The organism is Streptomyces sp. WY228 (genome assembly GCF_019287315.1).
Classification (GTDB): domain Bacteria; phylum Actinomycetota; class Actinomycetes; order Streptomycetales; family Streptomycetaceae; genus Streptomyces; species Streptomyces caviscabies.
Genome location: NZ_CP079114.1, coordinates 4,938,489 through 4,964,822, shown reverse-complemented (window position 1 = coordinate 4,964,822; position 26,334 = coordinate 4,938,489). Strand labels below are relative to the sequence as shown.

At 73.5% G+C, this 26,334-nt stretch carries 25 protein-coding genes; 13 read left to right on the top strand and 12 right to left on the bottom strand.

Going from position 1 to position 26,334, the window contains the following annotated elements; all coding sequences use genetic code 11:
* Positions 1–3 precede the first annotated feature (3 nt).
* Both purU and KV381_RS21680 read right to left on the bottom strand, forming a co-directional pair.
* On the bottom strand, positions 4–900 hold the full coding sequence (gene purU, locus KV381_RS21685) for a formyltetrahydrofolate deformylase (protein WP_030083264.1): 897 nt from the start codon (positions 898–900) through the stop codon (positions 4–6).
* A 28-nt stretch (positions 901–928) separates the two neighbouring features.
* Positions 929–1,375: a hypothetical protein gene (locus KV381_RS21680; RefSeq protein WP_030083262.1), complete on the bottom strand. Its 447-nt coding sequence runs from the start codon at positions 1,373–1,375 to the stop codon at positions 929–931.
* A gap of 174 nt (positions 1,376–1,549) precedes the next feature.
* Between KV381_RS21680 and KV381_RS21675 the strand changes: the two genes are divergently transcribed.
* Complete coding sequence (locus tag KV381_RS21675) at positions 1,550–2,821, top strand: ABC transporter substrate-binding protein (protein WP_218786035.1); 1,272 nt, start codon at positions 1,550–1,552, stop codon at positions 2,819–2,821.
* A gap of 43 nt (positions 2,822–2,864) precedes the next feature.
* Here KV381_RS21675 and KV381_RS21670 read toward each other — a convergent pair whose 3' ends face one another.
* Together KV381_RS21670 and KV381_RS21665 are read right to left on the bottom strand one after the other, a co-directional pair.
* Positions 2,865–4,481, bottom strand: a complete 1,617-nt coding sequence (locus tag KV381_RS21670) for a hypothetical protein (protein WP_218786034.1) — start codon at positions 4,479–4,481, stop codon at positions 2,865–2,867.
* A 199-nt stretch (positions 4,482–4,680) separates the two neighbouring features.
* Entirely contained in the window at positions 4,681–6,063 is a 1,383-nt protein-coding gene (locus KV381_RS21665; RefSeq protein ID WP_030083256.1) for a hypothetical protein, read from the bottom strand.
* A 290-nt stretch (positions 6,064–6,353) separates the two neighbouring features.
* On the opposite strand from KV381_RS21665, the gene KV381_RS21660 reads away from it, so the two are divergent.
* Genes KV381_RS21660 through KV381_RS21650 form a run of 3 tightly spaced genes read left to right on the top strand, consistent with a single transcriptional unit; the run spans position 6,354 to position 9,607 of the window.
* Positions 6,354–7,040: a bifunctional DNA primase/polymerase gene (locus tag KV381_RS21660; protein ID WP_030083255.1), complete on the top strand. Its 687-nt coding sequence runs from the start codon at positions 6,354–6,356 to the stop codon at positions 7,038–7,040.
* 60 nt (positions 7,041–7,100) lie between these two features.
* On the top strand, positions 7,101–7,970 hold the full coding sequence (locus KV381_RS21655; RefSeq protein WP_218786033.1) for an ABC transporter ATP-binding protein: 870 nt from the start codon (positions 7,101–7,103) through the stop codon (positions 7,968–7,970).
* On the top strand, positions 7,967–9,607 hold the full coding sequence (locus tag KV381_RS21650; protein WP_218786032.1) for a transporter: 1,641 nt from the start codon (positions 7,967–7,969) through the stop codon (positions 9,605–9,607). Before KV381_RS21655 ends, KV381_RS21650 begins: the two co-directional genes overlap by 4 nt.
* A gap of 34 nt (positions 9,608–9,641) precedes the next feature.
* On the opposite strand, the gene KV381_RS21645 is transcribed toward KV381_RS21650, so the two are convergent.
* Both KV381_RS21645 and KV381_RS21640 read right to left on the bottom strand, forming a co-directional pair.
* The gene (locus KV381_RS21645) at positions 9,642–10,535 is read right to left on the bottom strand and encodes an alpha/beta fold hydrolase (RefSeq protein ID WP_030083249.1); all 894 of its coding nucleotides are present in this window, start codon (positions 10,533–10,535) and stop codon (positions 9,642–9,644) included.
* A gap of 644 nt (positions 10,536–11,179) precedes the next feature.
* Positions 11,180–11,872: a metal-dependent transcriptional regulator gene (locus KV381_RS21640; protein ID WP_030083247.1), complete on the bottom strand. Its 693-nt coding sequence runs from the start codon at positions 11,870–11,872 to the stop codon at positions 11,180–11,182.
* 210 nt (positions 11,873–12,082) lie between these two features.
* On the opposite strand from KV381_RS21640, the gene KV381_RS21635 reads away from it, so the two are divergent.
* Entirely contained in the window at positions 12,083–12,838 is a 756-nt protein-coding gene (locus KV381_RS21635) for an SIS domain-containing protein (protein ID WP_030083245.1), read from the top strand.
* Here KV381_RS21635 and KV381_RS21630 read toward each other — a convergent pair.
* Together KV381_RS21630 and KV381_RS21625 are read right to left on the bottom strand one after the other, a co-directional pair.
* Positions 12,826–14,019: a HAMP domain-containing sensor histidine kinase gene (locus KV381_RS21630; protein WP_218786031.1), complete on the bottom strand. Its 1,194-nt coding sequence runs from the start codon at positions 14,017–14,019 to the stop codon at positions 12,826–12,828. The two genes, KV381_RS21635 and KV381_RS21630, sit on opposite strands and share 13 nt — an antisense overlap.
* On the bottom strand, positions 14,016–14,705 hold the full coding sequence (locus KV381_RS21625; RefSeq protein ID WP_193463718.1) for a response regulator transcription factor: 690 nt from the start codon (positions 14,703–14,705) through the stop codon (positions 14,016–14,018). Before KV381_RS21625 ends, KV381_RS21630 begins: the two co-directional genes overlap by 4 nt.
* A 128-nt stretch (positions 14,706–14,833) precedes the next feature.
* On the opposite strand from KV381_RS21625, the gene KV381_RS21620 reads away from it, so the two are divergent.
* From KV381_RS21620 to KV381_RS36650, 4 genes are read left to right on the top strand one after another with little or no spacing between them, the layout of a single operon-like run.
* Positions 14,834–15,358: a hypothetical protein gene (locus KV381_RS21620; RefSeq protein ID WP_218786030.1), complete on the top strand. Its 525-nt coding sequence runs from the start codon at positions 14,834–14,836 to the stop codon at positions 15,356–15,358.
* On the top strand, positions 15,355–16,419 hold the full coding sequence (locus tag KV381_RS21615; RefSeq protein WP_218786029.1) for an efflux RND transporter periplasmic adaptor subunit: 1,065 nt from the start codon (positions 15,355–15,357) through the stop codon (positions 16,417–16,419). Before KV381_RS21620 ends, KV381_RS21615 begins: the two co-directional genes overlap by 4 nt.
* Complete coding sequence (locus KV381_RS21610; protein WP_218786028.1) at positions 16,416–17,156, top strand: ABC transporter ATP-binding protein; 741 nt, start codon at positions 16,416–16,418, stop codon at positions 17,154–17,156. The genes KV381_RS21615 and KV381_RS21610 overlap by 4 nt, the downstream gene beginning before the upstream one ends.
* Positions 17,153–18,442, top strand: coding sequence for an ABC transporter permease (locus tag KV381_RS36650; protein ID WP_256995135.1), 1,290 nt, complete (start codon positions 17,153–17,155; stop codon positions 18,440–18,442). The genes KV381_RS21610 and KV381_RS36650 overlap by 4 nt, the downstream gene beginning before the upstream one ends.
* A 45-nt stretch (positions 18,443–18,487) precedes the next feature.
* On the opposite strand, the gene KV381_RS36645 is transcribed toward KV381_RS36650, so the two are convergent.
* Positions 18,488–19,198 (bottom strand): PAS domain-containing protein, encoded by a 711-nt coding sequence (locus KV381_RS36645; protein ID WP_256995134.1) that lies wholly within the window; start codon positions 19,196–19,198, stop codon positions 18,488–18,490.
* 319 nt (positions 19,199–19,517) lie between these two features.
* Here KV381_RS36645 and KV381_RS21595 point away from each other — a divergent pair, with 319 nt between their 5' ends.
* Positions 19,518–20,915: a phytase gene (locus tag KV381_RS21595; RefSeq protein WP_218786027.1), complete on the top strand. Its 1,398-nt coding sequence runs from the start codon at positions 19,518–19,520 to the stop codon at positions 20,913–20,915.
* Between the two features lie 307 nt (positions 20,916–21,222).
* On the opposite strand, the gene pdxH is transcribed toward KV381_RS21595, so the two are convergent.
* Positions 21,223–21,864 carry a pyridoxamine 5'-phosphate oxidase gene (gene pdxH / locus KV381_RS21590; RefSeq protein WP_030628306.1) on the bottom strand — a complete coding sequence of 214 codons (642 nt, stop codon included), beginning with the start codon at positions 21,862–21,864 and terminating at the stop codon, positions 21,223–21,225.
* Between the two features lie 262 nt (positions 21,865–22,126).
* Between pdxH and KV381_RS21585 the strand changes: the two genes are divergently transcribed.
* Complete coding sequence (locus KV381_RS21585) at positions 22,127–23,230, top strand: citrate synthase 2 (RefSeq protein WP_030083225.1); 1,104 nt, start codon at positions 22,127–22,129, stop codon at positions 23,228–23,230.
* A 100-nt stretch (positions 23,231–23,330) separates the two neighbouring features.
* Here KV381_RS21585 and KV381_RS21580 read toward each other — a convergent pair whose 3' ends face one another.
* A complete protein-coding gene (locus KV381_RS21580) occupies positions 23,331–23,918 on the bottom strand; it encodes a hypothetical protein (protein ID WP_098024206.1) in 588 nt (195 codons plus the stop codon).
* A gap of 92 nt (positions 23,919–24,010) precedes the next feature.
* On the bottom strand, positions 24,011–24,715 hold the full coding sequence (locus KV381_RS21575; protein WP_218786026.1) for a bifunctional 2-polyprenyl-6-hydroxyphenol methylase/3-demethylubiquinol 3-O-methyltransferase UbiG: 705 nt from the start codon (positions 24,713–24,715) through the stop codon (positions 24,011–24,013).
* Between the two features lie 114 nt (positions 24,716–24,829).
* Here KV381_RS21575 and KV381_RS21570 point away from each other — a divergent pair, with 114 nt between their 5' ends.
* Complete coding sequence (locus tag KV381_RS21570) at positions 24,830–25,438, top strand: helix-turn-helix domain-containing protein (protein ID WP_193463726.1); 609 nt, start codon at positions 24,830–24,832, stop codon at positions 25,436–25,438.
* Entirely contained in the window at positions 25,425–26,153 is a 729-nt protein-coding gene (locus tag KV381_RS21565) for a uridine kinase (RefSeq protein ID WP_218786025.1), read from the top strand. The genes KV381_RS21570 and KV381_RS21565 overlap by 14 nt, the downstream gene beginning before the upstream one ends.
* Positions 26,154–26,334 lie beyond the last annotated feature (181 nt).

Here is a 26,334-nt window from a genome sequence, read left to right as displayed (position 1 = left end):
GCCCTACGCGAAGATCACCGTACGGCGGCCGTTGAGCAGGATCCGCCGCTCCGCGTGCCACTTCACCGCGCGCGCCAGCGCCTGGCACTCCACGTCCCGGCCGATGGCGACCAGCTGGTCCGGCGTGACGTCGTGACCGACGCGCTCGACCTCCTGCTCGATGATCGGGCCCTCGTCCAGGTCGGCGGTGACGTAGTGCGCGGTCGCGCCGATCAGCTTCACCCCGCGCGCGTGCGCCTGGTGGTAGGGCTTGGCGCCCTTGAAGCTCGGCAGGAACGAGTGGTGGATGTTGATGATCCGGCCGCTCAGCTGCTTGCACAGGTCGTCGGAGAGGACCTGCATGTAGCGGGCCAGGACGACCAGCTCGACGTCCTCCTCGCGGACCAGCTCCAGCAGCCGCGCCTCGGCCTCCGGCTTGTTGTCCTTCGTCACCGGGAGGTGCCGGAAGGGGATGCCGTACGAGGCGACGAGCTCGGCGAAGTCCGTGTGGTTGGAGACGACGGCCGCGATCTCGACCGGCAGCGCGCCGGTACGGGAGCGGAACAGCAGGTCGTTGAGGCAGTGGCCGAACTTGCTGACCATGAGCACGATCCGCATGCGCTCAGCGGCCCGGTGGATCTGCCACTCCATGCGGAAGGCCTCCCCGATCGCGGCGAAGCTGGCGCGCAGCTTGTCCACGGTGACGGTGGCGTCCGCCGAGAAGTGGACGCGCATGAAGAACAGGCCCGTGTCGTGGTCCCCGAACTGCTGGCTGTCCTCGATGTTGCAGCCGGTCATGAAGAGATAGCTCGACACGGCGTGCACGATGCCCTGTTTGTCGGGGCAGGAGAGCGTGAGGACGTACTGCTCGGTCGCGGCGGCGTCCGAGGTGGCGGAGGGGGCGGGCTGCGGCGCGGTCATCCTCGTAGGGTGCCACACCCGCCGCTCCCTAGGCGGCCCTGGTCATGATGCGGATGACGTCCAGCGAGCGCGGCGGTATGTCCGGATCCTCCGCGTCGTTGGTGGCGAGCATCACATGGGCCTCGCGGGCCGACTGGACGGCCTCGGGCCAGCCGTGGTGCTCCAGATAGGCGGAGACGGGGGCGTCCGCGCCGACCTGGTGCATGATCCGCAGCACCCGCAGGGCGGCGGCGTCCACGGCGGCGGCCTCGGCGGAGTCCCTGAATATGGTGCCGACGTACTTCTCGGCGGACCAGTTGTCGAGCCAGGTGTCCTCGACCAGGCGGTACACGGCGTCGGTAACGTCCCCGTACCCTTCCCGGCCGGCGAGCCAGCACTCGTGGTGGAAGACGGGGTCGGAGAGCATGTGCAGCGCCGAGCGCACGTTGGTGCGCCAGCGCCACCACGGCATGTCAGTGAGCGGCATGCCGCCCATGGTGGAGGAGCGACGGCCGCGACGGGAAGAGTTCTCCGAACCTTGCTGCACGATGTTCGATCGTACGTTCCTTCACACCGCCCCCGCACAGGCCCCCGTAATTCACCTGGACGTCACCGTGCGTTGAGAACGGCACACCGCGCCGTTACCCGGGGCCCGGAAGTGTCCTGGTTCATGACCGGACGGCGACGCCCCACCTTTCCCCGCCCCTTCCCGGGCGTCATCAGTACGGCGGCGGCGGGGGCGGTGCTGCTGTCCGGCTGCGGTGTGCTCCCTGGAGTCTCGGGGGGCTCCAGGGAGCCCGTCACCGTGATGACGTGGGCGCCCGACCGGTCGGACGACATCAACGCGGTGAAGATGTCCGGGGTGCCGGCGATGGCCCAGACCTACGCCCGCTGGGTCAACGACACCGGCGGCATCGACGGGCGCGAGCTGCGGGTCGTCGTCTGCGACGAGGGCGACACCGCGATCGGCGCCGAGCGGTGCGCGCGGGAGGCCGTCGAGAAGAAGGTGGCCGCCGTCGTCGGTTCGTACAGCCGCCACGGGCAGAGCTTCATGCCCGCGCTGGAGGCGGGCGGCGTCCCGTACATCGGCGGCTACGGCGCCTCCACCGAAGAGTTCAGCAGCTATCTCTCGTACCCGGTCAACGGCGGCCAGCCGGCCCTGCTGGCCGGTCACGGGCGGCAGTTGGGCGGCAGCTGCGAGCGGGTCTCGCTGGTGCGGCCCGACTCGATCGGCGGCGACGGCATGCCGCCGCTCCTGAACAACGGGCTGATGGCCGCCGGCCGGCCCGCCTCCACCGACATCGTGGCCCCCCTGGACGCCACGTCCTACGACGATCAGGCCACGCAGGCGCTGGAGCGGTCCGACGGCAGCTGTGTGACGGCGGTGCTCGGGGCCCGTACGGAGACGTTCTTCGACTCCTTCCGCCGGCTGGAGCCGGACGGCGAGCAGGTCAGGATCTCCTCCGTGCTGGGCAGCGTCAGCCAGCCGCTCATCGACCGCACGGGCGGCCGGAACAGCCCCTTCGAGGGCGCGTACGTCACCGGCTGGTACCCGGACGCGAAGAACGCGCGCTGGACGGAGATGCGCGAGGTGGTCGGGAAGTACGCCTTCGGCGACAACCGCATCGACGTGGACGACACGGCCGTGCAGACGACGTGGATCGCGTACACGGCACTGCGGGCGGCCGTCCGGGCGCTCGGCGACGAGGACGTCACCTCGGGGCGGGTCGTGGCCGCCCTCAACCGGGGCGTCGAGGTGGACACCGGCGGCCTGACGCCGAAGCTCCGCTGGCGCTTCAAGGACCTGGTCGGCACGTTGAGCTACCCGCGCATCGTCAACACGAAGGTGACGTTCCAGGTGGTCCGCGAGGGCCGTCTCACCGCCCAGAAGAAGGGCTTCGTGGACGTCGCCGACGCCCTGACGGACGCCCCGCGCGGCTGAGGTCCTTCGTGGGCCTCCGGGGCGCCCGTCAGGGCCCGTGGGCTCAGAGCTCCACGTAGGTGTGCTTGGTGAGGCCGTACTTCACCGCGATGGCGTTCCACAGCTTGGACGCCTCGCGCTTGGCCTGGGTGGCCACCCCGCTCTGCTGGTTGGCCTTGGCCGTCTCGTTCGTCGACCGGGCCTGGCCGCCCTTGCAGACGGACTTGTTCTTCTTGGCCTGCCGGGCCCAGGTCGCGTAGTGCTCGTCGGCGGCCGCCGAGGCCTTCCACGCCCGGTTGAGCGAGGCGGTCAGCTCGGCGTGCTGCGGAAGCTTGTCGACGGTCAGGCCTTCGAGCCGGGTCACCAGGTCACGGCGCTGCTGGGCGGCGCCCTTGAGATCGGTGTTGGCCTGGTCCAGCTCCTTGCAGGACTTGATCTTCTCGACCGCGCTGATCACCGCGGCCCGGCTGTTGTTGCTGTCGGCCAGCAGCTTGTCCAACGCCTCGGCCTGCGGCTTCGCCGGGTCCGGCGCCGCCTTGGCGGTGGGCTCGGCCCCGGCCGGTGAACTCTGCGCGGCGACCGGCTGCTTGTCGTCCTTGCCGGAGTCGTCGCCGCCGCTCATCAGCGCGCCCGCGCCGAGCCCGATGACGGCGCAGCCGACGACGACCGCGGCGATCAGCGGCACGTGTGCGCCCCGCCGGCGCGGAGCCTCGTCCTGCTGCGGCGGCGGCCCGTCCTGCTCCGCGCGGCCCTGGAGGCCCTGGAGACCGGACTGGTAGCCCCCGGGGGCCTGCGGCGGCAACGCACCGCCCTGGGGCTGCTGCTGGGGCGGGTAGCCCTGCTGCTGGTACGGGGACGGGGGCTGCTGCTGGTACGGCTGCGGGGGCTGCTGCCCCGCGTCGAACTGTGGCATCTGCTGGGTGGCGCCCGCCGGTTCCTCCGTACGGAACAGGTTGTCGAACTCCGCGGGCGGCTGCCGGTCCCCCGGCGCGCCCGGCCTGATCCCGTACGGGGCTCCTCCGGGCACCGGGGGTATGTACTGGGTCGCGTCGGCGTCCCCGCCGCCCGGCTGGGGGGCCACGGGGCCGGGGCCGCCCGGGATGGGCGCGATGTACTGCGTGGCGTCCGCGTCACCGCCGGGAACACCGGGAGCCCCCGGACCGCCCGGAACCCCCTGACCGCCCGGCCCGGCCTCCGGCGGCAGCGGCTGCGCGTACGGCTGCGGCTGGTGCTGCTGCGGCGGCTGGGCCTGCTGGTGCGGCTGCTCCTGCTGCCCGTACGGCTGCGGCTGATACGCACCGGGCTGCTGGGACTGCTGCGGCTGCGGCAGGTACCCGCCGGGCTGCTGCTGGGGCTGCTGGTACGCCCCGGGCTGCTGATACGTCTCCGGGGCACCCGGCGACTGCTGCTGCGCGGGCGGCAGGGGCTGTGCCGGCGGGTAGCCGTAGTGCCCCTGCGCCTGCTGGTCCGGCTGCGGCGGTCCGGCGGACTGCGGCCCCCACTGCCCGCCCCACGGCTGACCGCCCGCGGGCGCGCCCTGCTGTCCGCCCTGCCCGGCCGCGGGCGCACCCGGGATCCAGGGGGCGCCGCCGTCGGCAGGCAGCACGACACCCTCGTGCGCGGGTCGTGCGGCGGGGAGCTGGTGCTCGCCGCCCTGTCCGCCCTGTCCGCTCTGCGTCACCGGGACTCCTACGTGTGAACCTACGGAATCGTCGGCTCACGCTATCGGGTGGTCGCCCGCCTCCGCCAAGCGCGTGGTGCCCCTCACGACCCCTTCACAGGGCCGGTAACATCCGGCGGCCCGACGACGCTGTTAAGGGGTGGCCGGGCGGCCGGACCGCCGCGGACACGGCCCGGACCGCGTCGGCGACGGCCTTCCCTCAGGCCGCCTGGAGCTCCAGCCGCTCGCCGAACTCCCGTACCGCGGGCTCCTCGGCGAAGGGCGTGAGCCGCTGCTGGAGATCGTCGAGATATTCGGCGCCCCGGCTGGAACGCACCGTCGACAGCAGCTCCATCGCCCGGGTCCCCGTGTGGCACGCCCGCTCCACCTCGCGCTGCTGCACCTGGGCCGAGGCCAGCAGCACCAGCGCGATGCCCCGGCGCCTGGCCCGGGTCTCCGGCAGCGCGGCCAGCGCCTCCTTGGCCCGCCGGGCGGCCGGCTCCGGCTGCCCCAGGTCCCGGTGGCAGTGGGCCAGTTCGTCCGCGAGGTAGCCCGCGTCGAAGTGCCGGATCCAGGCCGGGTCGTCGCCGGAGTCCGGCCCCGCCTGCTCCAGCGCGGCGACCGCCCGCCCCGCCACCGCGTTGCAGGTCCGGGCGTCCCCGAGCAGCGCGTGGCCCCGGGCCTCCGCCGCGTAGAACATCGCCTGGGCGCGGGGGGTGACCTGGCCCCGGGCGCCTTCCTGCGCGGCGCGGGCCAGTTGGGCGATCTCGCGGGGGTTGCCGAGCTGGGCGGCGAGATGGCTCATCGAGGCGGCGAGCACATAGCCGCCGTACGCCCGGTCGCCCGCCGCCTGGGCGAGCCGCAGCGCCTGGATGTAGTAGCGCTGGGCGAGACCGGGCTGGCCGGTGTCGACCGCCATGTAGCCGGCGAGCTCGGTGAGCCGGGCCACCGCGCCGAACAGCTGCCGCCCCACCTGTTCGCGGTACGCGCCCGAAAGCAGCCCGGAGACCACGCTGTTGAGGTAGTGCACGAGCACCGGCCGCACGTGGCCGCTGCCGAAGCGGTGGTCGAGGTCGGTCAGCGCGGTGGTCATCGCCCGCACCGCCTCGACGTCGGACATCCCGACCCGGGCCCCCGCCGCCCGCTCGACCTGCGCGTCCGGGCCCGAGATCAGCCAGTCCCGGCTGGGCTCGACCAGCGCGGAGGCGGCGACCGCCGAGCCGGTGAGCAGATCGCGGCGGCCCACGTCGCTGCGCCACAGCTCGCAGACCTGCTCGACGGCCCCGGCGACGGTCGGTGCGTACTGGAGGCCGACGCCGGAGGCCAGGTTCTTGCCGTTGGCCATGCCGATCTCGTCGATCGTGACCGTACGGCCGAGCTTGCGGCCCAGCGCCTCGGCGATGATCCCCGGGGCCCGGCCCCGGGGCTGCTGTCCGCGCAGCCAACGGGCCACGGAGGTCTTGTCGTAGCGCAGGTCGAGACCGCGCTCGGCCCCGACCATGTTCACGCGGCGGGCGAGGCCCGCGTTGGAACAGGCGGCTTCCTGGATGAGCGTCTGGAGCCGTTCGTTGGGCTGGCGGGCTACGAGAGGCCTTGCAGCCATATGTCCCCCTGAAACATCGGTTATGTGCAGTGATCGGTGGAAGGGATCACTGCCCGGCACATACACAAGAAATGCGCATATTCCATCGGCATTCGGTACGGACATGGCGCGTTGCACCGTCGCGGGGGCCCGAGCACGGTCCCGGGCGGCGGTCCTGGAGGTGGTTACCCCTCCTTCGGTGCGACGCCGCACGCGCGCCCCCGCCCATGCACCGATGCGCCCCGCGTGCAGGATCGATGCGCCGGGCCCCGGTTCAGGGGAGGCCGTAACCCCTGGTGACGGCGGGAGTTGTGCTGGACGTGGAAGAGCCCATCGGAGTCACGGAAGCCGCGCAGGTCCCTCAGCAGCGGAGCGAGCCGCTGCTCGACGCCGCGGTGCGGTATGCGGAAGAGCGTCACTGGGACGTGTTCCCCGGCACCTGGCTGGAGGCGGTGGGCGGCGCGGAGCGGTGCTCGTGCGGCGACGCCGGCTGCGCCCTGCCCGGGGCCCACGCGGACCGGCCGGACTGGGCGGGCCAGGCGACCGGCAGCGGGGCCGCGGCCCGGCGCATGTGGACCCGGCGGCCCGGCGCCTCGGTACTGCTGCCGACCGGCCGGGCCTTCGACGCGCTGGAGGTGCCGGAGTCCGCGGGCTTCCTGGCGCTGGCCCGGATGGAGCGGATGGACCTGACGCTCGGCCCGGTCACCCGCACTCCGGACCGCCGGATGCTGTTCTTCGTGCTGCCGGGGGCCGCCGCCAAGGCCGCCGAGCTGGTGCGCGCGCTCGGCTGGAACGCCGAGGCGATCGACCTGACGGGCCGGGGCGAGGGCCACTACATCGCCGCCCCGCCCACCCGGTTCGGCGCCCGGGGGGCCGTGCAGTGGGCCCGGAAGCCCACCCACGCCAACCGCTGGCTGCCCGATGTGGACGAGCTGATCAGCCCGCTGGCGTACGCCTGCGCCCGGGAGGCGGCCGACGCCCGCGCCCGCGTTTCGTAGGGCCGGGACGGCCTTTCGTAGGGTGGTCCCCACCACGTGGGGATATCGAAAGGCTGTGCCATGCCGGACCAGGCAGATGCACGAACGAAGACGGACACCGGGACAGAGACGGACACCGGGACGGACGCGGCGACGGACGCGGTGACCGGCGGGGCGCACGAGGTGCGGCCCGCCGTCCGGGTACAGGGGCTGTGGAAGCGGTTCGGGGAACAGGTCGCCGTCGCGGGGATCGATCTGGAGCTGCCCGCGGGCAAGTTCATCGGTCTGGTCGGGCCCAACGGGGCGGGCAAGACGACGACGCTCTCGATGGTCACCGGTCTGCTCCGGCCCGACCAGGGCAGGATCGAGGTCGCCGGCCACGACGTGTGGAAGGACCCGGTCGAGGTGAAGTCCCGGATCGGGGTGCTGCCGGAGGGGCTGCGGCTCTTCGAACGGCTCTCCGGGCGTGAACTGCTCGCGTACAACGGCCGGTTGCGCGGACTGCCCGGCGACGAGGTGGACAAGCGGGCCACCCAGCTGCTGGACGTGCTGGATCTCGCGGGGGCGCAGCACAAGCTGGTCGTGGACTACTCCACCGGTATGCGGAAGAAGATCGGGCTCGCGGCGGCCCTGCTTCACAACCCCGAAGTGCTGTTCCTGGACGAGCCGTTCGAGGGCGTCGACCCGGTCTCGGCGCAGACGATCCGCGGTGTGCTGGAGCGCTACACCCGGTCCGGGGCGACCGTGGTCTTCTCCAGCCATGTGATGGAGCTGGTCGAGTCGCTGTGCGACTGGGTCGCGGTGATGGCGGCGGGCCGGATCAAGGCGCGGGGCACGCTGGCCGAGGTGCGCGGCGACGCCCCCTCACTGCAGAACGCCTTCCTCGAACTGGTCGGCGCGGGCGGCCGGGACAACGGCGACTCCCTCGACTGGCTGGGCGGCGCCCGATGAGCGTGCTGGACGCCCCGGTCACCGCGGCCGCCCCGGCCGCGCCGACGACGGGTCTGACCCCGGTCTTCGTACGGCTCAAGCTGACGCTGCTGCGCAACGGGCTGCGGCAGTCGTCCGGGCGCAGGGCGGCGTTCATCGCCTCGCTCGTCGTCAGCCTGCTGCTCGCCGCCGGCCAGGTGCTCGGTCTGGTGCTGCTGCGCGGCAACGAGCACGCGGGCACGGTCGTGGTGCTGCTCACGGGGGTGGTGGCGCTCGGCTGGGCGGTGCTGCCGCTGTTCTTCCCGAGCGGTGACGACACGCTCGACCCGACCCGGCTGGTGATGCTGCCGCTGCGGCCCGAGCCGCTGGTCCGGGCGCTGCTGGTGTCCTCGATGGTCGGCATCGGTCCGCTGTTCACCCTGTGTCTGGTGGTCGGCTCGGTCCTGGCGCTGGCGCACGGGGCGGCGGGGGTGGTGTTCGCGGTGCTCGCGGCCCCGCTGACGATGCTGCTGTGCGTGGCGCTGTCGCGGGCGGTGGCCACGGCCAACGTACGGCTGCTGAACTCCCGCAAGGGCCGCGACCTCGCGGTGCTCAGCGGGCTGGTGATCGCGGTGGGCATCCAGTTCGTCAACTTCGGCGCGCAGCGGCTCGGTCAGGCGGGCGGGCTCTCCACGCTGGACCCGGCGGCGGACGTGGTGCGCTGGCTGCCCGGGGCTTCGGCGGTGGCGTCGGTGGACGCAGCGTCGGACGGTGCGTACGGGATCGCCGTCGTCCAGCTCCTGATCACGGTCGCCGCCCTGGTGGCGCTGATGTGGATGTGGCGGCGGAGCCTGGTGAAGCTGATGACCGCGCCGGACGGTTCGACCCTGGCCGCGGCGGAGCCGAGCCGCGAAAAGGACTCCGGCCGGGGCGGTCTGTCGGCGCTGCTGCCGGAGGGCCGCACGGCGACGGTGATGCAGCGCAGTCTGCGGTACGTGGCACGGGACCCGAAGACCAAGGCTGCCTGGGTGACGGCGCTGGCGGTCGGGGCGATCGTGCCGCTGCTCAACGCCGTCCAGGGCACCGGCTCGGTCTACTTCGCGTGCTTCGCCGCCGGAATGCTCGGCATGCAGATGTACAACCAGTTCGGCCAGGACACCTCGGCCTTCTGGATGGTGGCGCTGACGATCTCCTCGCCCCGGGACGCGTATGTCGAACTGCGGGCGCGGGCGCTGGTCCTGCTGCTGCTCACCCTGCCGTTCACGCTGGTCGTGTGTGTGGTGACGGCGGCGATGATCGGCGACTGGCGGTCGCTGCCGGGCGCGCTGGGCCTGTCGTTCGCGCTGCTGAGCTCGATGGTGGCGACGGGCGCGGTGGCCTCGGCGCTGTTCCCGTACTCGATTCCGCAGGAGGGCGCGTTCAAGAACGTGGTGCCGGGGCAGGGCGGTCTGGCCTGGATCTCGATCCTCGGCGGCATGCTGGCCGCCGCGCTGCTGGCGTCGCCGGTGATCGCGGCGACGGTCTGGATGCACCTCTCGGACCACCATGACGCGCTGTGGTTCATGGTGCCGGGCGGGCTGGCCTACGGGGCGCTCATCGGGTGGGCGGGGCTGAAGGTCGCCGCGCCGCGCACGGCGGCGCGGCTGCCGGAGATCCTGGCGGCGGTCAGCAAGGGCTGAGCCGCCGCCCTCGGGGAGGGGTGCGGGCCGGGGGCTACGGCGAGACCGGTTCGCGGTCGTCGCGGTTGTCCTCGGCGAGCTGTTCCAGGAAGGGTTCGACCGCGGCCCGCCAGCCCTCGGGCTGGTCGTAGTGGACGAGGTGGCCCGCGTCCGCCACCTCCGCGTACTGGCCGCGCGGCAGGACGCGGACCATCTCCTGGGCCTCGGCCCGGCCCAGCTCACCGTCGAGGCCGCGCAGCACCAGTGCGGGGCACCGGACCTGGGCCAGCTCCTCCCAGTGGGCGTCGAAGACCCAGGTGGCGCGGGAGCGGAGCATCTGGCGGCGGGAGAAGACCGGGCGCCAGCCGTCCTCGCTCTCGGCCATCACCTCGGCGTAGAACTCGCCGCGCGAGGGGTTCGGCCGCTCCACCCAGGGGTCGTCCTCGCCGAACCACTTCCGTACGTCGGCGAGGGTGGCGAAGGGCAGCGGCCAGGAGTCGAACCAGTCGCCCCACTCGCGCTGGGAGGCGGCTCCGAGGGCGGAGGCCCGCATGTCGCAGATGACGACGGCGCGGACCAGGTCGGGGCGCTTGGCGGCGAGCTGCCAGCCGGTGAGCGCTCCCATGGCATGGCCGACGACGGTGACGGGGCCGAGCCCGAGCTGTTCGATCGCGGCCTCGGCGTCGGAGACGTAGGCGTCGCGGGTGTACGGGCCGTCGGCGGGCTTGTCGCTGCGGCCGTGGCCCCGTTGGTCGAGGCCGACCGCGCGGTGCCGTTCGGCGAGCCAGCGGGCGGTCGGGGCCCAGTGCGAGGCCCGGCCCATCAGCCCGTGCAGCAGTAAGACCCCGGGAGCGCCGTCCGCTTCCGCGCGCCCCTTGGGCGGGTCGGCGAACTCCCATGCCGCGAGGCGTACGCCGTCGGTTCCGGTCACATCGATGCGCCGCACCATAGTCCTGGCACCCCCTTCTGGTCCTCGGTCACCGTGTGGTCGCCCCGCCAGGCTATCGAACTCTTATTCGAAAACGAGGTTGCGCCACCCAAGACCCCACGTTCGAGTGACACCGGTCAACGATTGATGCCGACCGGCCTGGGGAGATCTTCAGCGGGAGGCGGGCCGCTCGGGGACAGGGGCCCGCGGGAACTGACCTTGAGAGCTCGGGGCTCCGGGTCAGCACAGGGGAGGAACGGCCCCGGCGTCTGCGGACGCCGGGGCCGCCCGCTGTTCGAACGCAGCCTCCGGCGGGCGCCCGGCGGATCGGGGCCCGGCCTTCTCCGGCGGCCTCGACAACGATGGCAGGCGGCAGCGCGAACCGCCCCGCACCGGCCGGGACCGGCCCCTTCCGAAGCGTGACGGGCACCGTGCGGTGCGCGTGGTGGTACGACGGGCGCATTCCCTGCTCCCTCCCCGACCGTGCCGGCCGTGGCCGGCCGACACCCTCAGGTGCGCTGCCTGGCCTCAGCCTGGCATGTGACGCGTCCGGCCGCTGCCATTCCGGACGGAAACCGGAAAGCCCGCAGCACGGTGGGGCCACCGTGACCGGCCGCCGCACCGGCGCCGGACGACGAACGCCCCGGCACCGGGCGGCCGCCGGGTCAGCGCTTGGCGACGAAGACGTGCGAGGCGACGTCGGAGTCCAGCTCCGCCGCCTCCCCGCTGGAGCCGACCAGCACGCCGCCGGGCGACTCGGTCACGCTGACCACGGACCCGGGCTGCACCCCGGCCCTGCGCAGCGTGTACATCAGCTGCGCGTCGGTCTGGATCGGCTCCCCGATCCGCCGGACCACCACGGTCTTGCCCTCGGCGCCCGGGTCCAGGTCGGCCAGGCTCACCATGGAGGCGTCCAGGAACGGGTCGGCCTCGGCCTTCTCGCCCAGCTCCTCCAGGCCCGGGATGGGATTCCCGTACGGCGACTCCGTCGGGTGGCGCAGCAGCTCCAGCACCCGCCGCTCCACCGCCTCGCTCATCACGTGCTCCCAGCGACAGGCCTCGGCGTGGACCTGCTCCCACTCCAGGCCGATCACGTCCACGAGCAGACACTCGGCGAGCCGGTGCTTGCGCATGACGCGGGTGGCGAGGCGGCGGCCCTCCTCGGTCAGCTCCAGATGGCGGTCCCCCGCGACCTGGACCAGTCCGTCGCGCTCCATGCGGGCCACCGTCTGGCTGACGGTCGGACCGCTCTGGTCCAGCCGTTCGGCGATCCGGGCGCGCATGGGGACCACGCCTTCCTCTTCCAGTTCGAGGATGGTGCGGAGATACATCTCCGTGGTGTCGATCAGTCCGGACATACGTGCCCCTCGATGCTGTGACTAGAAAACGTCGTGCGATGGCCCTGCACCAATTCTGACGCATAGCACCGACAACCGTGCCGCCCCGGTGGAAGACCGGTGGAAGTGCGTACGGGCAGGGTCGCAGGGCGCTATTGACAGGCCACTGGTCCAGACCGCAACGTGATCGGCGGCACAGCCATTCCCACCCCGCCGAAAGGGCCCTTCCCGATGAGCGACAGCAAGCTGGCCGGCCAGTTCTTCGATGCGGCGATCGGCCTGCTGACGCGGGTGCGGGACGAGGAGGCGGACAGCATCGCCGCCGCCGGCGCGGCGATCGCGGACACCGTCGAGTCGGGCGGCCGGCTCTTCGCCTTCGGCGCCGGCCACTCCTCGCTGGCCGCCCAGGACGTCGTCTACCGCGCGGGCGGCCTGGCGCTGATGAACCTGCTCACCGTGCCCGGCGCGGTCGGCGTGGACGTCATGCCCGCGACGCTCGGTTCGGCGCTGGAGCGGGTGGACGGGCTCGCGTCGGCCGTCCTGGACTCCAGCCCCGCCACCGCCGGGGACCTCCTGGTGATCGTCTCGCTGTCCGGGCGCAACGCCCTGCCGGTCGAGATGGCGCAGAACGCCCGGGCCCTCGGACTGAAGGTCATCGGCCTCACCTCGGTCGCGTACGCGGAGCACACCCGCTCCCGGCACGCCTCGGGCGGCTTCCTGCGGGACCACTGCGACATCGTCCTGGACAGCAAGATCGCGATCGGCGACGCGGAGCTGACGGCCCCGGGCGTCGACGCCCCCTTCGCCCCCGCCTCCACCGTGGTGACCAGCGCGATCATGCAGGCGATGCTGGCGGCCGCCGTGGAGCGGCTGGTGGACCGGGGCATCGAGCCGCCGATGCTGCGCTCGGGGAACGTGGACGGCGGCCACGAGTGGAACGGCCGGGTCATGACGGAGTACCGGGACCGGATCTTCTACCGGCACTGAGCCGCGGCCTCCGGGACCCGGGCCGGCAGGACGACCCGGGCCGTCAGCCCGCCGCCCGGGTTGGCGCTCGCGGCGGCATCGCCGCCGTGCGCCCGCGCCACCGACGCCACGATGGAGAGCCCGAGGCCCGCGCCCTCGCCGGGCGCGTGGCGGCGGGCCCGGGCCCGGCGGAACGGTTCGAACAGCAGCGGCACGGTCGCCGGGTCCACCACCGGCCCGGTGTTGGCGACCTCCAGCCCGTCCGGCCCGACCCGGACCCGTACGGTCCCGCCGGGGTGGTTGTGGCGCAGCGCGTTGGCGACCAGGTTGTGCACGAGGTGGTCGAGCAGGACCGCGTCGCCCTCGACCGTCACCGGCCGGGCCGTCACATCCACGGTGATGTCCCGCTCCTTCGCCTCGGCGGCCAGCGCCTCGGTGACCGTGGCGGTGGTCTCGTCCAGCGCGACCCGCTCCCGCCGCCGCAGCCCCTCGTCGGAGACCGCGAGGAGCAGCAAGCCCTCGATGAGCCGCTCGCTGCTCGCGGCGGTGTCGATGAGCTTGTCCCGGATCCAGGCGACCTTCTCCGGCGGCGGGCCGTCGGCGAGCCCGATCTCGGCGGCGGCCCGCTGCACGGCGAGCGGGGTGCGCAGCTCGTGGGCGGCGTTGGCGGCGAACCGCTGCCGGGCGGCGACCACCTCCTGGATCCGGTCGAGCATCCCGTCGAAGGTGTCGGCCAGCTCCTTCAGCTCGCCGGGCGGCGCCTTCAGCGCGATCCGCTCGTGCAGGTTGGATCCGGAGAGCCGGCGGGCGCGGGCGGTGATGACGCCGACCGGCCGCAGCACCCGGCCCGCCATCCACCAGGCGAGGGCGACGGAGAGCGCGGAGTAGACGGCGAGGGAGACCCCGGAGACGGTCAGCAGCTGGCTGAGCGCGGCGTCCCCGGCGACGGTGCTGACCTTCTGCGCGACCGCGATCTGACCGGGTTCGAGCACCGCGGTCCGCGCCCAGTCCGAGGACGGCAGCGTGGGGGCCGCGGTGGCGCCGTCCAGCCGGGTGGCGGGCACGGCCGGGGCGACGGCGGTGACGATACCGGCGTACACACCCTCGCTGACCAGCAGATAGACGATGGCCAGCAGCAGGACGCCGGCCATCACCAGCAGTCCGCCGTACAGCGCGGCGAGACGGGTGCGCTCACTGTTCACCGGGCGCTCCCCGTACCGGCCCCGGGGGCGTCCCCGATGCGGTAGCCGGCCCCCGGCACGGTCTCGATCACCGGGGGTGCGCCGAGTTTGGCGCGGAGCTTGGAGAGGGTGACGCGGACCGCGTTGGTGCGGTAGCTGGTGTCCTCCTCCCACACCTCCTCGATCAGGTCGTCGCCGCTGACGACCGCGCCTTCGGCCCGCAGCAGGGTCTCCAGCACGGCGAACTCCTTGCGGGAGAGGGAGAGGAAGCGGCCGTCGCGGCAGACCTGGCGGCGGGCGGTGTCGAGCCGCAGCCCGGCCCGTTCCAGGACGGGCGGGAGGGCGGGGCGGGCGCGGCGGCCGAGCGCGAGGACCCGGGCGAGGAGTTCGTCGTACGCGAACGGCTTGGTCAGGTAGTCGTCGGCGCCGAGCCCGAGTCCGGCCACCCGGTCCCGTACGGTCCCGGCGGCGGTGAGCATCAGGATCCGGGTGAGCAGCCGCCGGGCGACGACCCGGCGGCACACCTCGTCGCCGTGCAGGCCCGGCAGGTCGCGGTCGAGGATCATCACGTCGTACGCGCCGAACCGCAGCCTCTCCAGCGCCGCCCGCCCGTCGGGGGCGATGTCCACGGCGACGGCGTCACGGCGCAGCCCCTCGGCGATCATCTCCGCCAGGAATTCCTCGTCCTCCACCACCAGCACGCGCATGGGCCCTGTGTACCCGAAAGCGATGTTTCGCCGGTGTAAGCGTCCGGGCTGAGAGAAACGAAACCGCGTCCTCGCGCACGCTCGGGCCGTCCCTGTACGGACCTGTCGGCACGCGACGAGGAGCCCCCATGAACCAGACCCTTTCCCGCCGGACCGCCGCGCGCTCACGCGGGCGCTCGCTCGCGGCGGCCTGTGCGCTGGCCGCCGCCCTCGCCCTGACCGCCACCGCCTGCTCGGGCGGCGACGGCGGCACGAAGGACGGCGGATCGGCCTCCGGCAGCAAGAAGACGAAGGAGGACCAGGCGCTGGAGCACCGCAAGTGCCTCCGCGACCACGGCCTGGACATCCCCGAGCCGAAGCCGGGCCAGGACGGCATGGGCGTGACCATCGACGGCGGCTCGATGGGCAAGGAGAAGATGGAGAAGGCGTTCAAGGCCTGCGAGGACAAGGCGGTCGGCGGCGGGCCCAAGGAGCTGTCGCAGGCGGAGAAGGACAAGATGGTCGCCTTCGCCCGGTGCATGCGCAAGAACGGTTTCGACATGCCCGACCCGAAGTTCGACGGCGGGGCGATGCAGGCGGCGCCCGCGCTGAAGTCGAAGGACATGAAGAAGTTCGAGAAGGCCAACAAGGCGTGCGAAAGCGTCGGCCGATGAAGCGCGGACGGGCCGTGACGGCGGCGGTCGCGGTGGCGGTGCTCGCGGCGACGGCCGGCTCCCTCGCCCTCACCCGGCTCGGGCCCGACGAGGAGGCCGGCGGGGCGAAGAACACCGGCCTGCCCCCGGCCACCGCCCCGGTCGAACGCGGGGACCTGCGCGACAGCGCCCAGGCCGACGGGACGCTCGGCTATGACAAGGAGCGCAAGGTCAACGCGGGCGCGGCGGGCACCGTGACCTGGACACCGCGGACCGGGTCGACCGTGGAGCGGAACGAGCGGCTGTACGAGATCGACGGCCGGCCGGTGCGCCTGATGTACGGCTCCGGGCCCATGTACCGGACGTTGAAGGCGGGCGACAAGGGCCGGGACGTGGAGCAGCTGGAGCGCAATCTCGCGGATCTGGGCTACACGGGCTTCACCCCGGACGACGAGTACACCGAGCTGACGGCGGCGGCCGTCGAGCGCTGGCAGAAGTCGCACGGCGCGAAGCAGACCGGAAAGGTCGGGCCCGCGGACATCGCGTTCGCGCCGGGGAAGGTCCGGATCAAGAGCATCGGCGCGGGCCTGGGCGAACAGGCGCAGCCCGGCGCCCCGGTCCTGGAGACGACCGGTTCCGAACGCATCGTGACGTTCCGGCTGGACGTGGCCGAGAGCCGGTTGGCGAAGACGGGCACGAAGGTCACCGTGGACCTGCCGGACGGCACGACCGCGGCGGGGAAGGTCTCCTCGGTCGGCCGGACCGCGAAGCAGGGCGACGATCCGCAGGACGACAGCCCCAAGGTCACGCTGACCGTGTCCTTCGACGAGCCGGACGAGGTCGACGGCTTCGACCAGTCGCCGGTCACGGTGAACCTGACGGGCGAGACCCGTGAGGACGTCCTGACCGTACCGGTGAACGCGCTGCTCGCCCTGCCCGGCGGCGGCTTCGGCCTCCAGGTCGTCCGGGGCGGCACGGTCCGCGAGGTGAAGGTCGAGCTCGGCATGTTCGCGGAGGGCCGGGTCGAGGTGTCCGGCGGCGGTCTGCGCGAGGGCGTGAAGGTCGGGGTGCCGAAGATATGAGCACCAACGCCGCCGCGGACCCGGCGCCCCGCCCCCGTACGGTCGTCGCCCTCTCCGGCGTCACCAAGGAGTACCCGGGCCCGGTCGCCGCGCTGCGCGGGGTGGACCTCGCCGTCGAGGAGGGCGAACTCCTCGGCATCGTGGGCCCGTCCGGCTCCGGCAAGTCCACGCTGCTGCACATCATCGGCACCCTGGACCGTCCCACCGCGGGCTCCGTCCACATCGCGGGCCACGACGTGGCGGCGCTCTCCGACCGCAGGCTCTCCGCGCTGCGCGCCCAGCACGTGGGCTTCGTCTTCCAGGCGTTCCACCTGGTGCCGGGCGTCAGCGCCCGCGACAACGTGGCGGAGGGCCTGCTCTACTCCGGCCTCTCCCGCTCGGTGCGCCGCCGCAGGGCGGCCGAGGCGCTGGACCGGGTCGGCCTGGCGGACCGCCTCGACCACAAGCCGCACCAGCTGTCCGGCGGCCAGAAGCAGCGGGTCGCCATCGCCCGTGCCGTCGTCGGCGAACCCGCCCTCCTGCTGGCCGACGAACCGACCGGGGCGCTCGACTCGGCGTCGGGCGCGGCGGTGATGGAGCTGCTGCGGGACCTGAACCAGGAGGGGGCCACGATCGCGGTGATCACGCACGACACGGAGATCGCGCGGGAGTTGCCGCGCGAGGTGCGGATCCGGGACGGCCGGGTGGTCGCGGACGTGATCCACGGGGCGGCCGCGGCGACGGGAGCGGGCCGGTGACCCGCACAGGCCGGGGCCGGGGCAGGCTGAAGGCGGCCCGGCTGAGCCCCCGGGACGTGGCGCACGTCGGCTCGTCCGGTCTGCGCAGCCGGCCGATGCGGGTGGTGCTCTCCGCCCTGGGCATCGCCATCGGCATCGCGACGATGATCTCGGTGGTCGGCATCTCCGCCTCCAGCCAGGCCCAACTGCTGAGAGAACTCGACAAGTTGGGCACCAACCTGCTCGTCGCCTCGCCCGGCGAGTCGATGTTCGCCGGGGAGGATGTGAAGCTGCCCGAGGAATCGGTCGGGATGGTCGGCCAGATCAAGGGCGTCCAGGACGTCGGCGCGACGGCCGATCTGAACGCGACCGTACGCCGCAACGAGAAGGTCGACGAGGGCGACACGGGCGGGATCGCGGTCAAGGCGACGACGGCCGGCCTGCTCCGGGTCCTGCGCGGCGAGGTCGGCAGCGGCCGCTGGCTGAACGCGGCGACCGGCCGCTACCCCTCCGTGGTCCTCGGCCATGTGTCGGCGGAGCGCCTGGGCGTCACGGAGCCCGGACAGCAAGTGTGGCTGGGCGACCGCACCACCGTCACCGGCGACGCCGCTTGCCGCTCGCCCCGGAGAGCCCGGGCGCTGGCGGGCGCACCGCGTCGGCACCCGCTCGGGCGACGGTCGACGGTCGGGCGGCCGGCGACCCTGCGCTCGACGATCCGGATCCGCGCCGGGCCGCGGCCTGCCGTGGGCCGACGCGATCACCCGGCCCGGCGGGGGCTGGCCACCTGGCCGGCGTCTGCGCGCGCGCGGGGCCGGCTGCCGGGCCTGGCCCACCGCCACCAGCCAGCGCGCGGCGGCGGTGGCGGCGCGGCCGACGCTGCCGGACGCCCAGCCGCCCGCACCTGGCCAGTCGACCGCCCCCGCGACCCGGGCCGCGACCGTCTCCGCGTACGCCGTGTCCGGGCGTTCGAAGGCGGCCCGGTTCGCCGCGCGGAGGAACGTCAGCACGCCCAGCGTCCGGCCCCGGCTCCGGAGCACCGCGCAGAGCGCGTGCGCCGCGTCCCGGGGCCAGCGGCGTTCGGTGGCCCAGGCCGCCGCAGCGGCCTCACCGGCGCTCGCGCTCGTCCGGACGGTGCCTGCGCCGACCCGAGGGCGGGTGGCGCCGTACCGCGGATCGGCGGGTGGCGGCCGTACGCCCGGCCGCCCGACCCGCGGCGCGGCAGCGGTCGCCGCCTCCATCGGGTCCTCGCACTCGACTGGCGGAACCGCAGCCGGTCGGCCTCCTGTTCACCGAGCTTGGCGGCGTGACGTCCCGGAACAGCCACCCCACCCCGAGCGGAACCGGCTCCTCCGTCAAGGGCGGCAGGAATCGCTGCCAGCACGGCGGTGCCGCCCGCAGCCGGGCAGGCCCCAGTCGACCCCTGCAGCCGCCGAGCGCGGCGGGCCGCCGAGCGCACGGGAGGCGTAGGCGTTGACGACCGTCGGGCGCAGGTCGACGTCGACGAGGACCACGCCCCAGGACGCGTCCTCCAGCAGCGCCTCGCTCAGCGCGATGGCCCGCTCCAGGTCGATCTGGGCGTGCACCTCGCTGAACGCGCAGTAGACCCCGGCCGGCTTGCCGTCCGCGCCGCGTACTCCGGCGGACTGGGTCCGCACCAGCACCCGGCCGCCGTCCTTGCGGAGCAGCGCGAACTCGTGCACCTGCCGCCCCGGCGCGTCCATGGCCGACATCAGCCGTGCCCGCACCTCGTCCGCGTCGGCCCGGCGCACCGCCCAGCCCGCGAACCCCGCCCGGCCCACGGCCTCCTGCGCCGACCAGCCGAGGATCCGTTCGGCCTCGCGGTTCCAGTGGGTGACCGTGCCGGCCGCGTCGAACGCGCAGAGCGCGGCGTCCATGCCGTCGAGCAGCGCCGCGAGCAGCTCGGACCCGTCCGGCGTGCCGGGGAGCCCGCCCTCGCCGGAGGCCGGGGCTCCGGGGTCCGTGGAGCACCCCGGCGGCCCGCCGCCGGAATCCTCGTCCGGACCGAGCTCGTCGGTGGTCCCGCTGCTCCTGGAAGCACCCACTCCGCACCCCCCGCAGAACGTGTCGGCCGTTTTCCCACGCGTCGCCGCGTGTATTGCTGCACGTCAGACCATTCAACTCGAACGTGACCCAGCACACATCAACTTCACGGAAATCATTTCCGCCACCGCCGTTTCCCCGATGGTTTCGCGCCACGCCGCGAACACCGCGGTGCGGGGAGTTCACCGACGGCACGGCGGTGCGTGGCGAAGCCGTCACACGGAGTCCACCGGGCGCGCCCAGCCTTGGGTCGCCTTCGTCCGCCCGGCCCGGCCTCGCCCCCGACCTCCCGGCCTCGCCCCCGACCTCCAGGAGCCCTCCGTGACGCCCTTCCGCACCGCACGTCCGGCGGCCGCGACCACCGTGGCCGTCTGCGCCGCGCTCGTGACCCTCGCCGCCGCGGCCCCCGCGCCCGCCGTCGCCCGGCAGGACGCCTCCCGCCCGCTCCCCGCCGTCACCCCGCGCGCCGAGACCGCCACGCTGTACGACGACGAGCAGGGCGGCAACGCCAACGCGGACGACCCCGCGATCTGGCGCAACCCGGACGACCCGGACCGCAGCCTGGTGATCGCCACCGCCAAGGAGGGCGGGCTGCGGGTCTACGGCCTGGACGCCCGCCTCGTGCAGTCGCTGCCCGCACCCGCCGCGCCCGGCCCGGACGACGCACCGGGCCGCTTCAACAACGTCGACCTGGTGCACGGCCTGCGGCTGGCCCCGGACCGGAACACGGGCCCGGCGGCGGGCCGGGGCAAGGGCCGCACGGCGGATCTGGCCGTCACCAGCGACCGGGGCCACGACCGGCTGCGCATCCACCGCATCGACCCGTCCCGCCCGGGCGGTCCACTGACCGACGTCACCGACCCGGCCGCGCCCCGGGTGTTCTCCGCCGGCCAGGACGAGGTCAACGAGCAGACGACGGCGTACGGTCTGGCCACCTGGACGGACCGCCGCAGCGGCCGTGCGTACGCGCTGGCCAGCCGCCGCAACCGGACGTCGATCGCGCTGCTGGAGCTGCTGCCGACCCGGTCCGGCACGGTCACGTACCGCAAGGTCCGCACCCTCGACCTGCCCTCCTCCTTCCGGCTGCCCGACGGCACGGCCTGGACGCCCTGCGGCGAGCCGGGCGAGCAGCCCCAGGTCGAGGGGATGGTGGTGGACCCGGCCGACGGCACGCTCTACGCGGGCCAGGAGGACGTGGGCGTCTGGCGGCTGCCCGCCGGCCTGCGGGGCAAGCCGGTGCTGGTCGACAAGGTCCGTGAGTACGGGGTGCCGGGGACGTACGACGAGGAGAGCGAGGAGTGCGCCCCCGGAAAGGACCCGGGCTTCGGCGGCACCCGCATCACGGCCGACGTGGAGGGCCTGACCCTGCTCCCCGAGCGGAACGGGGACCGCTATCTCCTGGCCTCCAGCCAGGGCGACGACACCTTCGCCGCGTATGCCCTCCGGACCGGCCGCGGGAACCGGGCCCTTCCCGGGTACGCGGGCGGCTTCCGGGTGACCGCCGCCTCGGCGACGCTGGACGGGTCCGAGGCCTGCGACGGTGCGGCGGTCCTGAACGAACCGCTCGGCAGCCGGTACCCGGGCGGCCTGCTCGTGGTCCAGGACGGCGACGCCACCCCTGCGCAGGAGGGCCGGGAGGCCACCGGCTTCAAGTTCGTGGACCTGCGGAAGGTCCGGGGCGCGCTGGGCCTGGCACAGCCGGCACGGGCCGCCGAATAAATCGCTTGTACCGCGATGCGGAGGGCTCTTAGGCTGTGGGCAGCGAAGAAAGGAGGTGTTCCGGAAGTGATTTCTTCTCGGACTCGTGAGGTGACTGCGGGCTGACGCCCGTCGTCGCGCTCTTTGCAGTGCATGGCCGGACGCCGGCCAATCCCAAGCAGTCACCGACCCGCAGGCTCGCCGGTAAGTCCGGCCGGCTCCTCTGTGCACGGAGGAACCAGAGCCTGCGGGTTTCTGCGTTGTACGGATGCCGGGCGCGAGGGCCTCACGGGCAGAGCCGCTCCACCCGCCATGGGGCCCCGGGCCCCTAAGGGCAGAGCCGCTCCACCCGCCACGGACCGCCGGACGCCCCGTCGCCCTCCCTGACGTACCGCAGCCGGTCGTGCAGCCGGTTCGCGTGCCCCTGCCAGAACTCGATCGTCTCGGGCACCACCCGGAAGCCGCCCCAGTGCGGCGGGGCCGGGACCTTCTCGCCCTCGGGGTAGCGGGCGGCGAGCTCCTCGTACCGGCCGGTCAGCTCCTCGCGGGAGCCGACGACGCTGGACTGGGCGCTGGCCCACGCGCCGAGCTGGGAGCCGTGCGGGCGGGTGCGGAAGTAGGCCACGGTCTCCTCGCGGGAGGTGCGGGTGGCGGTGCCGGTGACGATGACCTGGCGGGCCATCGGGTGCCAGGGGAAGAGCAGCGAGACGTGACTGTTCGCGGCCAGCTCGCGGCCCTTGCGGGAGTCGTAGTTGGTGAAGAAGACGAAGCCCCGGGCGTCGTACTGCTTGAGCAGCACGGTGCGCGAGGACGGGCGGCCGTCCGGGGTGGCGGTGGAGACGACCATCGCGTTGGGCTCGTGCAGCACCCCGCCTACGGCGACCTGGCGGAACCAGCGGGCGAACTGGTCCATCGGGTCGGGGCTGAGGTCACGCTCGGTGAAGTCCTCCGAGCGGTACTGCTCGCGCATGGCCGCCGGATCGGTGGTGGAATCGTCGGGGAAGGGTCCCGAAGAACCTTCTGGTGTGGGCACGGACCCATCCTGCCGCAGCGGCGGAGTGTGCCCGGCGGGGAGGGCCCGTAACCACGCACCGACGAAATGGAGTCCTGTGCCGGATGTCACGCTTCCCCGCTCCGTGGGTAGCCGCCAATATCTTGGGGCAGGCCTCGTGGGAGCCCTGGGGCCGTAGGGACTGTCGCCCATCCGCCCGCCGAACTGAGGGAGCCGCCTGATGTCCGACTTCGTACCCGGTCTTGAGGGAGTCGTCGCGTTCGAAACGGAGATCGCCGAACCGGACAAGGAAGGCGGTTCGCTCCGTTACCGAGGGGTCGACATCGAGGATCTCGTCGGCCATGTCTCGTTCGGGAACGTGTGGGGCCTGCTGGTGGACGGGGCGTTCGATCCCGGTCTGCCGCCCGCCGAGCCGTTCCCGATCCCGGTGCACTCCGGTGACATCCGGGTCGACGTGCAGTCGGCGCTGGCGATGCTCGCGCCCGTCTGGGGCCTGAAGCCGCTGCTGGACATCGACGAGGCGACCGCCCGCGACGACCTGGCGCGGGCGGCCGTGATGGCGCTGTCGTACGTCGCGCAGTCGGCGCGCGGCCAGGGGCGGCCGATGGTGCCGCAGAGCGAGATCGACAAGGCGCAGTCGGTGGTGGAACGGTTCATGATCCGCTGGCGCGGCGAGCCGGACCCGAAGCATGTGAAGGCGGTCGACGCCTACTGGACGTCGGCGGCCGAGCACGGCATGAACGCCTCCACGTTCACCGCCCGGGTCATCGCCTCGACCGGCGCGGACGTGGCGGCGGCCCTGTCCGGCGCGGTGGGCGCGATGTCGGGCCCGCTGCACGGCGGTGCCCCGTCCCGGGTCCTCGGCATGATCGAGGAGATCGAGCGCACGGGCGACGCGACCGCGTACGTGAAGCAGGCCCTGGACCGGGGCGAGCGCCTGATGGGCTTCGGCCACCGCGTCTACCGCGCCGAGGACCCGCGCGCCCGCGTCCTGCGCCGCACGGCCCGCGAGCTGGCCGCGCCGCGCTTCGAGGTGGCGGAGGCGCTGGAGAAGGCCGCGCTGGAGGAACTGCACGCCCGGCGTCCGGACCGCGTCCTGGCGACGAACGTGGAGTTCTGGGCGGCGATCGTGCTGGACTTCGCGGAGGTCCCGGCGCACATGTTCACGTCGATGTTCACGTGCGCCCGCACGGCGGGCTGGTCGGCGCACATCCTGGAGCAGAAGCGCACGGGCCGCCTGGTGCGCCCGTCGGCGACGTACATCGGCCCGGGGACCCGGGACCCGCGCGAGATCAGCGGGTACGAGGACATCGTCGCGGGCTGAGCCGGGCCGGGCGCACGGGGCCGGGCCGGGCGCACGGGGCCGGGCCGGGCGGGGCACGCCGCAACGGCCCGCCCCGCGCCGTCCCGCTCTGTCCGCCGGCTCAGATCTTCCCGCTCACCAGGACCGTACGGTGACCGTCCAGCCGGCGGTCGAACTCGGCGAGGAAGGCCGGGGTGAGGTCGGGCCACCCCCAGAAGGTGAAGCCGAGAGCGCCGAAGGCGAAGCAGTGCTCCATTCCGTCCCAGTCGACGAGCGGGGACGACGCGTCGCAGTGCGCGCACCGCACGAGGGCCTCGCCGCCCTCCTCCCAGTCGGCGATCGCCTCGGAGAAGGGCTCCCAGGCACCGGGGATGTCCTGCCAGGTCTTGTCCTTGAACTCGATGTCCCGCTCGCAGCGCGGACATCGGGCCGAGGACGGGTCGGCGTACTGCCCGGCGTCGAACACGGTGCGGGTGACGACCACGTCGAGCGCCCCGCCCTGCCAGGGCTCGCCCCAGCCGCTGCTGTCGACGACCTCCCGGATACGCGGTCCCGGCGGGTATCCGGGGTCGCTGCCGAGCGCGGGCTCGGTGCGGTCGGGCCCGATGACGCCCTCGGCCACGAGCCAGGCGACGACGCGCGCGGCCAGCGGTCCGGCGTCCGCCTCGGTGACATCACGATCGACGACGGTCTGGAAGTAATCCCCCACGACTCCCCCTCAGTCCTCTGCGACCTCTCGGTCCTCTCCGACGATCTCCACTCTGCCACCCGCCTCTGACACTCCCTGGATCCACGGCCCGTTCAGGCGGTCCCGCCCCGACGGACGGCGATGACGTTGTCGGTCACGGTGGCCGTCTCGCCGCCGGGCCCGGTGGCGGTCCGCCGGGGCGCGTGGCAGCGCTCGGTCCGCCAGCCGTCGCCGAGCCGCAGGGACGCGAGTACGTCGTCGGGGGCGGGGAACCGTACGTCCTCGTGACCGTCCCGCCAGGACCAGGGCGCGAGCGAGGCATGTTCGACCAACACGAGGAGGCCACCCGGGGCGACGGCCCGGGCCGCCCGCCGGAGCACCTGCTCGCGGGGAATCTCCACAGGGGTGTGGAAGTAACTGGCGGTCACCAGGTCGAAGTCCCCGTCGGGGAAGGACGCGGCCAGATCGTGCCGGCTCGGGTGGACCCGGTCGGCCAGCCCGGCCGCGTCGGCTCCGGCGGCGACCCGGCCCAGGGCGGTCGCCGAGACGTCGACGGCGGTGACGTCCCAGCCGAGCGAGGCGAGCCAGAGCGCGTCGCCGCCGTGCCCGCAGCCGAGGTCCAGCGCCCGGCCGGCGCCGCCCGGCTCGGGGGCCAGGGCGGTGACGACCTCGGCGAGAACGACGTTCGGCCTGGTGCCCCACCGCGCGTCCACGGCGGCGTAATGGCTCTCCCAGAATCCGGCGGAGTCGGTGGTCCCGGTGCCGGTCCCGGTGCCGGTGCCGGTCCCGGTGCCGGTCCCGGTGCTGTCGCTGCTCATCGGCGATGCCCTTCCCTCTGGCGGCCGCTCCGGATGAACGCCCCGCTCAGCAGGAAGGTGCGCCACCCCCTGCCGCACTTGCAAGATTCCATGCTGTTTCGGCAACCTGAAGGCATGGGAGACACGGGAAGCAAGGACGGCGTACTGGCTGCGGTGGGCCCCCGCCTGCGCGAACTGCGGCGCAAGCACGGCATGACGCTCGCCGAGCTGGCCGAGCGGACCGGGATCAACGAGAGCACCCTGTCCCGCCTGGAGGGCGGCACGCGCAAGCCCACGCTGGAGCTGCTGCTGCCGCTCGCGGAGGTCCACGCGGTCCCGCTGGACGAACTGGTGGGCGCGCCCCGCACCGGCGATCCGCGCATCCACCTGCGCCCGGTCAGCCGGGACGGCCTCACGTACGTACCGCTGAGCCGCCCCGGCGGAGTCCAGGCCCACAAGCTGCTGCTCCCGCCGCGACCGGACACCGAGCCGACCCTGCGCACGCACGAGGGCTTCGAGTGGCTGTACGTCCTGGCCGGCCGGCTCCGGCTGATCCTCGGCGAACGGACCCTCGTTCTGAAGCCCGGCGAGGCGGCCGAGTTCGACACGCATGTGCCGCACTGGCTCGGCCCCGACGACGACCGCACCGTAGAGCTGCTGGTCCTCTTCGGCCACCAGGGCGAACGGGCCCACTTGCGGGCCCGCCAGGAGCCTTTGCGAGGATCGGCCGATGGGACCCACTGAAGCGGCATCCGTACGCCACTCCCCCTCGACCTGGCAACAGCCCTGCCCCGCACCGGCGTCGGCCGAGCGCGGCGCCCTGACCGAAGCGCTCGCGGAGCGCGTACGGGCGCTCGGCCCGGGCCGGCTGCTCGTGGGCATCGACGGCTTCACGGCGGCGGGGAAGACGAGCTTCGGCCACGAACTCGCGGCGCGCATCGCGGAGTCGGGCCGCCCGGTGCTCCGGGCCACGCTGGACGACTTCAAGAACCCGTGGAAGGACCGCCACCTGTACGACCGGGAGTCGGGCGAGGGCTACTACCGCAACGCGTACGACTACGAGGCGGCCAGGCGCCTCCTGCTGGACCCGGCCCGCACCCCGGCGGCGACGTCCTGCTCCCTGTGCTCGATCGACCCGCTGACCCAGCGGAACCACGCGTCCGACACGACCCCGCTCACCCCGGACTCGGTGCTGATCGTGGACGGGGTCTTCGCGTTCCGGCCCGAGACCGACGCGTACTGGGACTTCCGGATCTGGATGGACGTGGACGCCGAACTCTCCGTACGCCGGGGTGCGGAACGCGACCAGAACTGGGCGGGCTCGGACGCGGAGGCCATCCACCGCGACCGCTACCTGGTGGCGGAGCGCCTGTACCTCGCGGAGGTGGACCCGCTGCCGAGGATGGACGCGGTCGTGGACAACACGGACTTCGCGCGGCCGAGGCTGATCACGGGCTGACCGAGGGGCCGCTCCCCTGCGCGGGGCAGGCGCGTCGCCCGGCGCGCCTGCGGTCCGGCAAATTCGTGTGCCTCATCGGGCGGGACCGCGTTATGGTCGGTGACATGAACGTCACCGGCCCACGCACCACCGCGACCGCGCGAGCGACCAGCTCGCCGGCCGCCGCCGCCTGACTTTCCTC

What these genes read in the sequence shown, in the direction of transcription:
- pdxH (WP_030628306.1), bottom strand. Translation starts at nt 21,864, where the DNA reads ATGCGCGAGCAGTACCGCTCGGAGGACTTCACCGAGCGTGACCTCAGC.
- KV381_RS21635 (WP_030083245.1), top strand. Translation starts at nt 12,083, where the DNA reads ATGAGCGACAGCAAGCTGGCCGGCCAGTTCTTCGATGCGGCGATCGGC.
- KV381_RS21680 (WP_030083262.1), bottom strand. Translation starts at nt 1,375, where the DNA reads ATGGGCGGCATGCCGCTCACTGACATGCCGTGGTGGCGCTGGCGCACC.
- KV381_RS21640 (WP_030083247.1), bottom strand. Translation starts at nt 11,872, where the DNA reads ATGTCCGGACTGATCGACACCACGGAGATGTATCTCCGCACCATCCTC.
- KV381_RS21675 (WP_218786035.1), top strand. Translation starts at nt 1,550, where the DNA reads ATGACCGGACGGCGACGCCCCACCTTTCCCCGCCCCTTCCCGGGCGTC.
- KV381_RS21620 (WP_218786030.1), top strand. Translation starts at nt 14,834, where the DNA reads ATGAACCAGACCCTTTCCCGCCGGACCGCCGCGCGCTCACGCGGGCGC.
- KV381_RS21585 (WP_030083225.1), top strand. Translation starts at nt 22,127, where the DNA reads ATGTCCGACTTCGTACCCGGTCTTGAGGGAGTCGTCGCGTTCGAAACG.
- KV381_RS21565 (WP_218786025.1), top strand. Translation starts at nt 25,425, where the DNA reads ATGGGACCCACTGAAGCGGCATCCGTACGCCACTCCCCCTCGACCTGG.
- KV381_RS21615 (WP_218786029.1), top strand. Translation starts at nt 15,355, where the DNA reads ATGAAGCGCGGACGGGCCGTGACGGCGGCGGTCGCGGTGGCGGTGCTC.
- purU (WP_030083264.1), bottom strand. Translation starts at nt 900, where the DNA reads ATGACCGCGCCGCAGCCCGCCCCCTCCGCCACCTCGGACGCCGCCGCG.
- KV381_RS21625 (WP_193463718.1), bottom strand. Translation starts at nt 14,705, where the DNA reads ATGCGCGTGCTGGTGGTGGAGGACGAGGAATTCCTGGCGGAGATGATC.
- KV381_RS21610 (WP_218786028.1), top strand. Translation starts at nt 16,416, where the DNA reads ATGAGCACCAACGCCGCCGCGGACCCGGCGCCCCGCCCCCGTACGGTC.
- KV381_RS21650 (WP_218786032.1), top strand. Translation starts at nt 7,967, where the DNA reads ATGAGCGTGCTGGACGCCCCGGTCACCGCGGCCGCCCCGGCCGCGCCG.
- KV381_RS21645 (WP_030083249.1), bottom strand. Translation starts at nt 10,535, where the DNA reads ATGGTGCGGCGCATCGATGTGACCGGAACCGACGGCGTACGCCTCGCG.
- KV381_RS21665 (WP_030083256.1), bottom strand. Translation starts at nt 6,063, where the DNA reads ATGGCTGCAAGGCCTCTCGTAGCCCGCCAGCCCAACGAACGGCTCCAG.
- KV381_RS21570 (WP_193463726.1), top strand. Translation starts at nt 24,830, where the DNA reads ATGGGAGACACGGGAAGCAAGGACGGCGTACTGGCTGCGGTGGGCCCC.
- KV381_RS21575 (WP_218786026.1), bottom strand. Translation starts at nt 24,715, where the DNA reads ATGAGCAGCGACAGCACCGGGACCGGCACCGGGACCGGCACCGGCACC.
- KV381_RS21655 (WP_218786033.1), top strand. Translation starts at nt 7,101, where the DNA reads ATGCCGGACCAGGCAGATGCACGAACGAAGACGGACACCGGGACAGAG.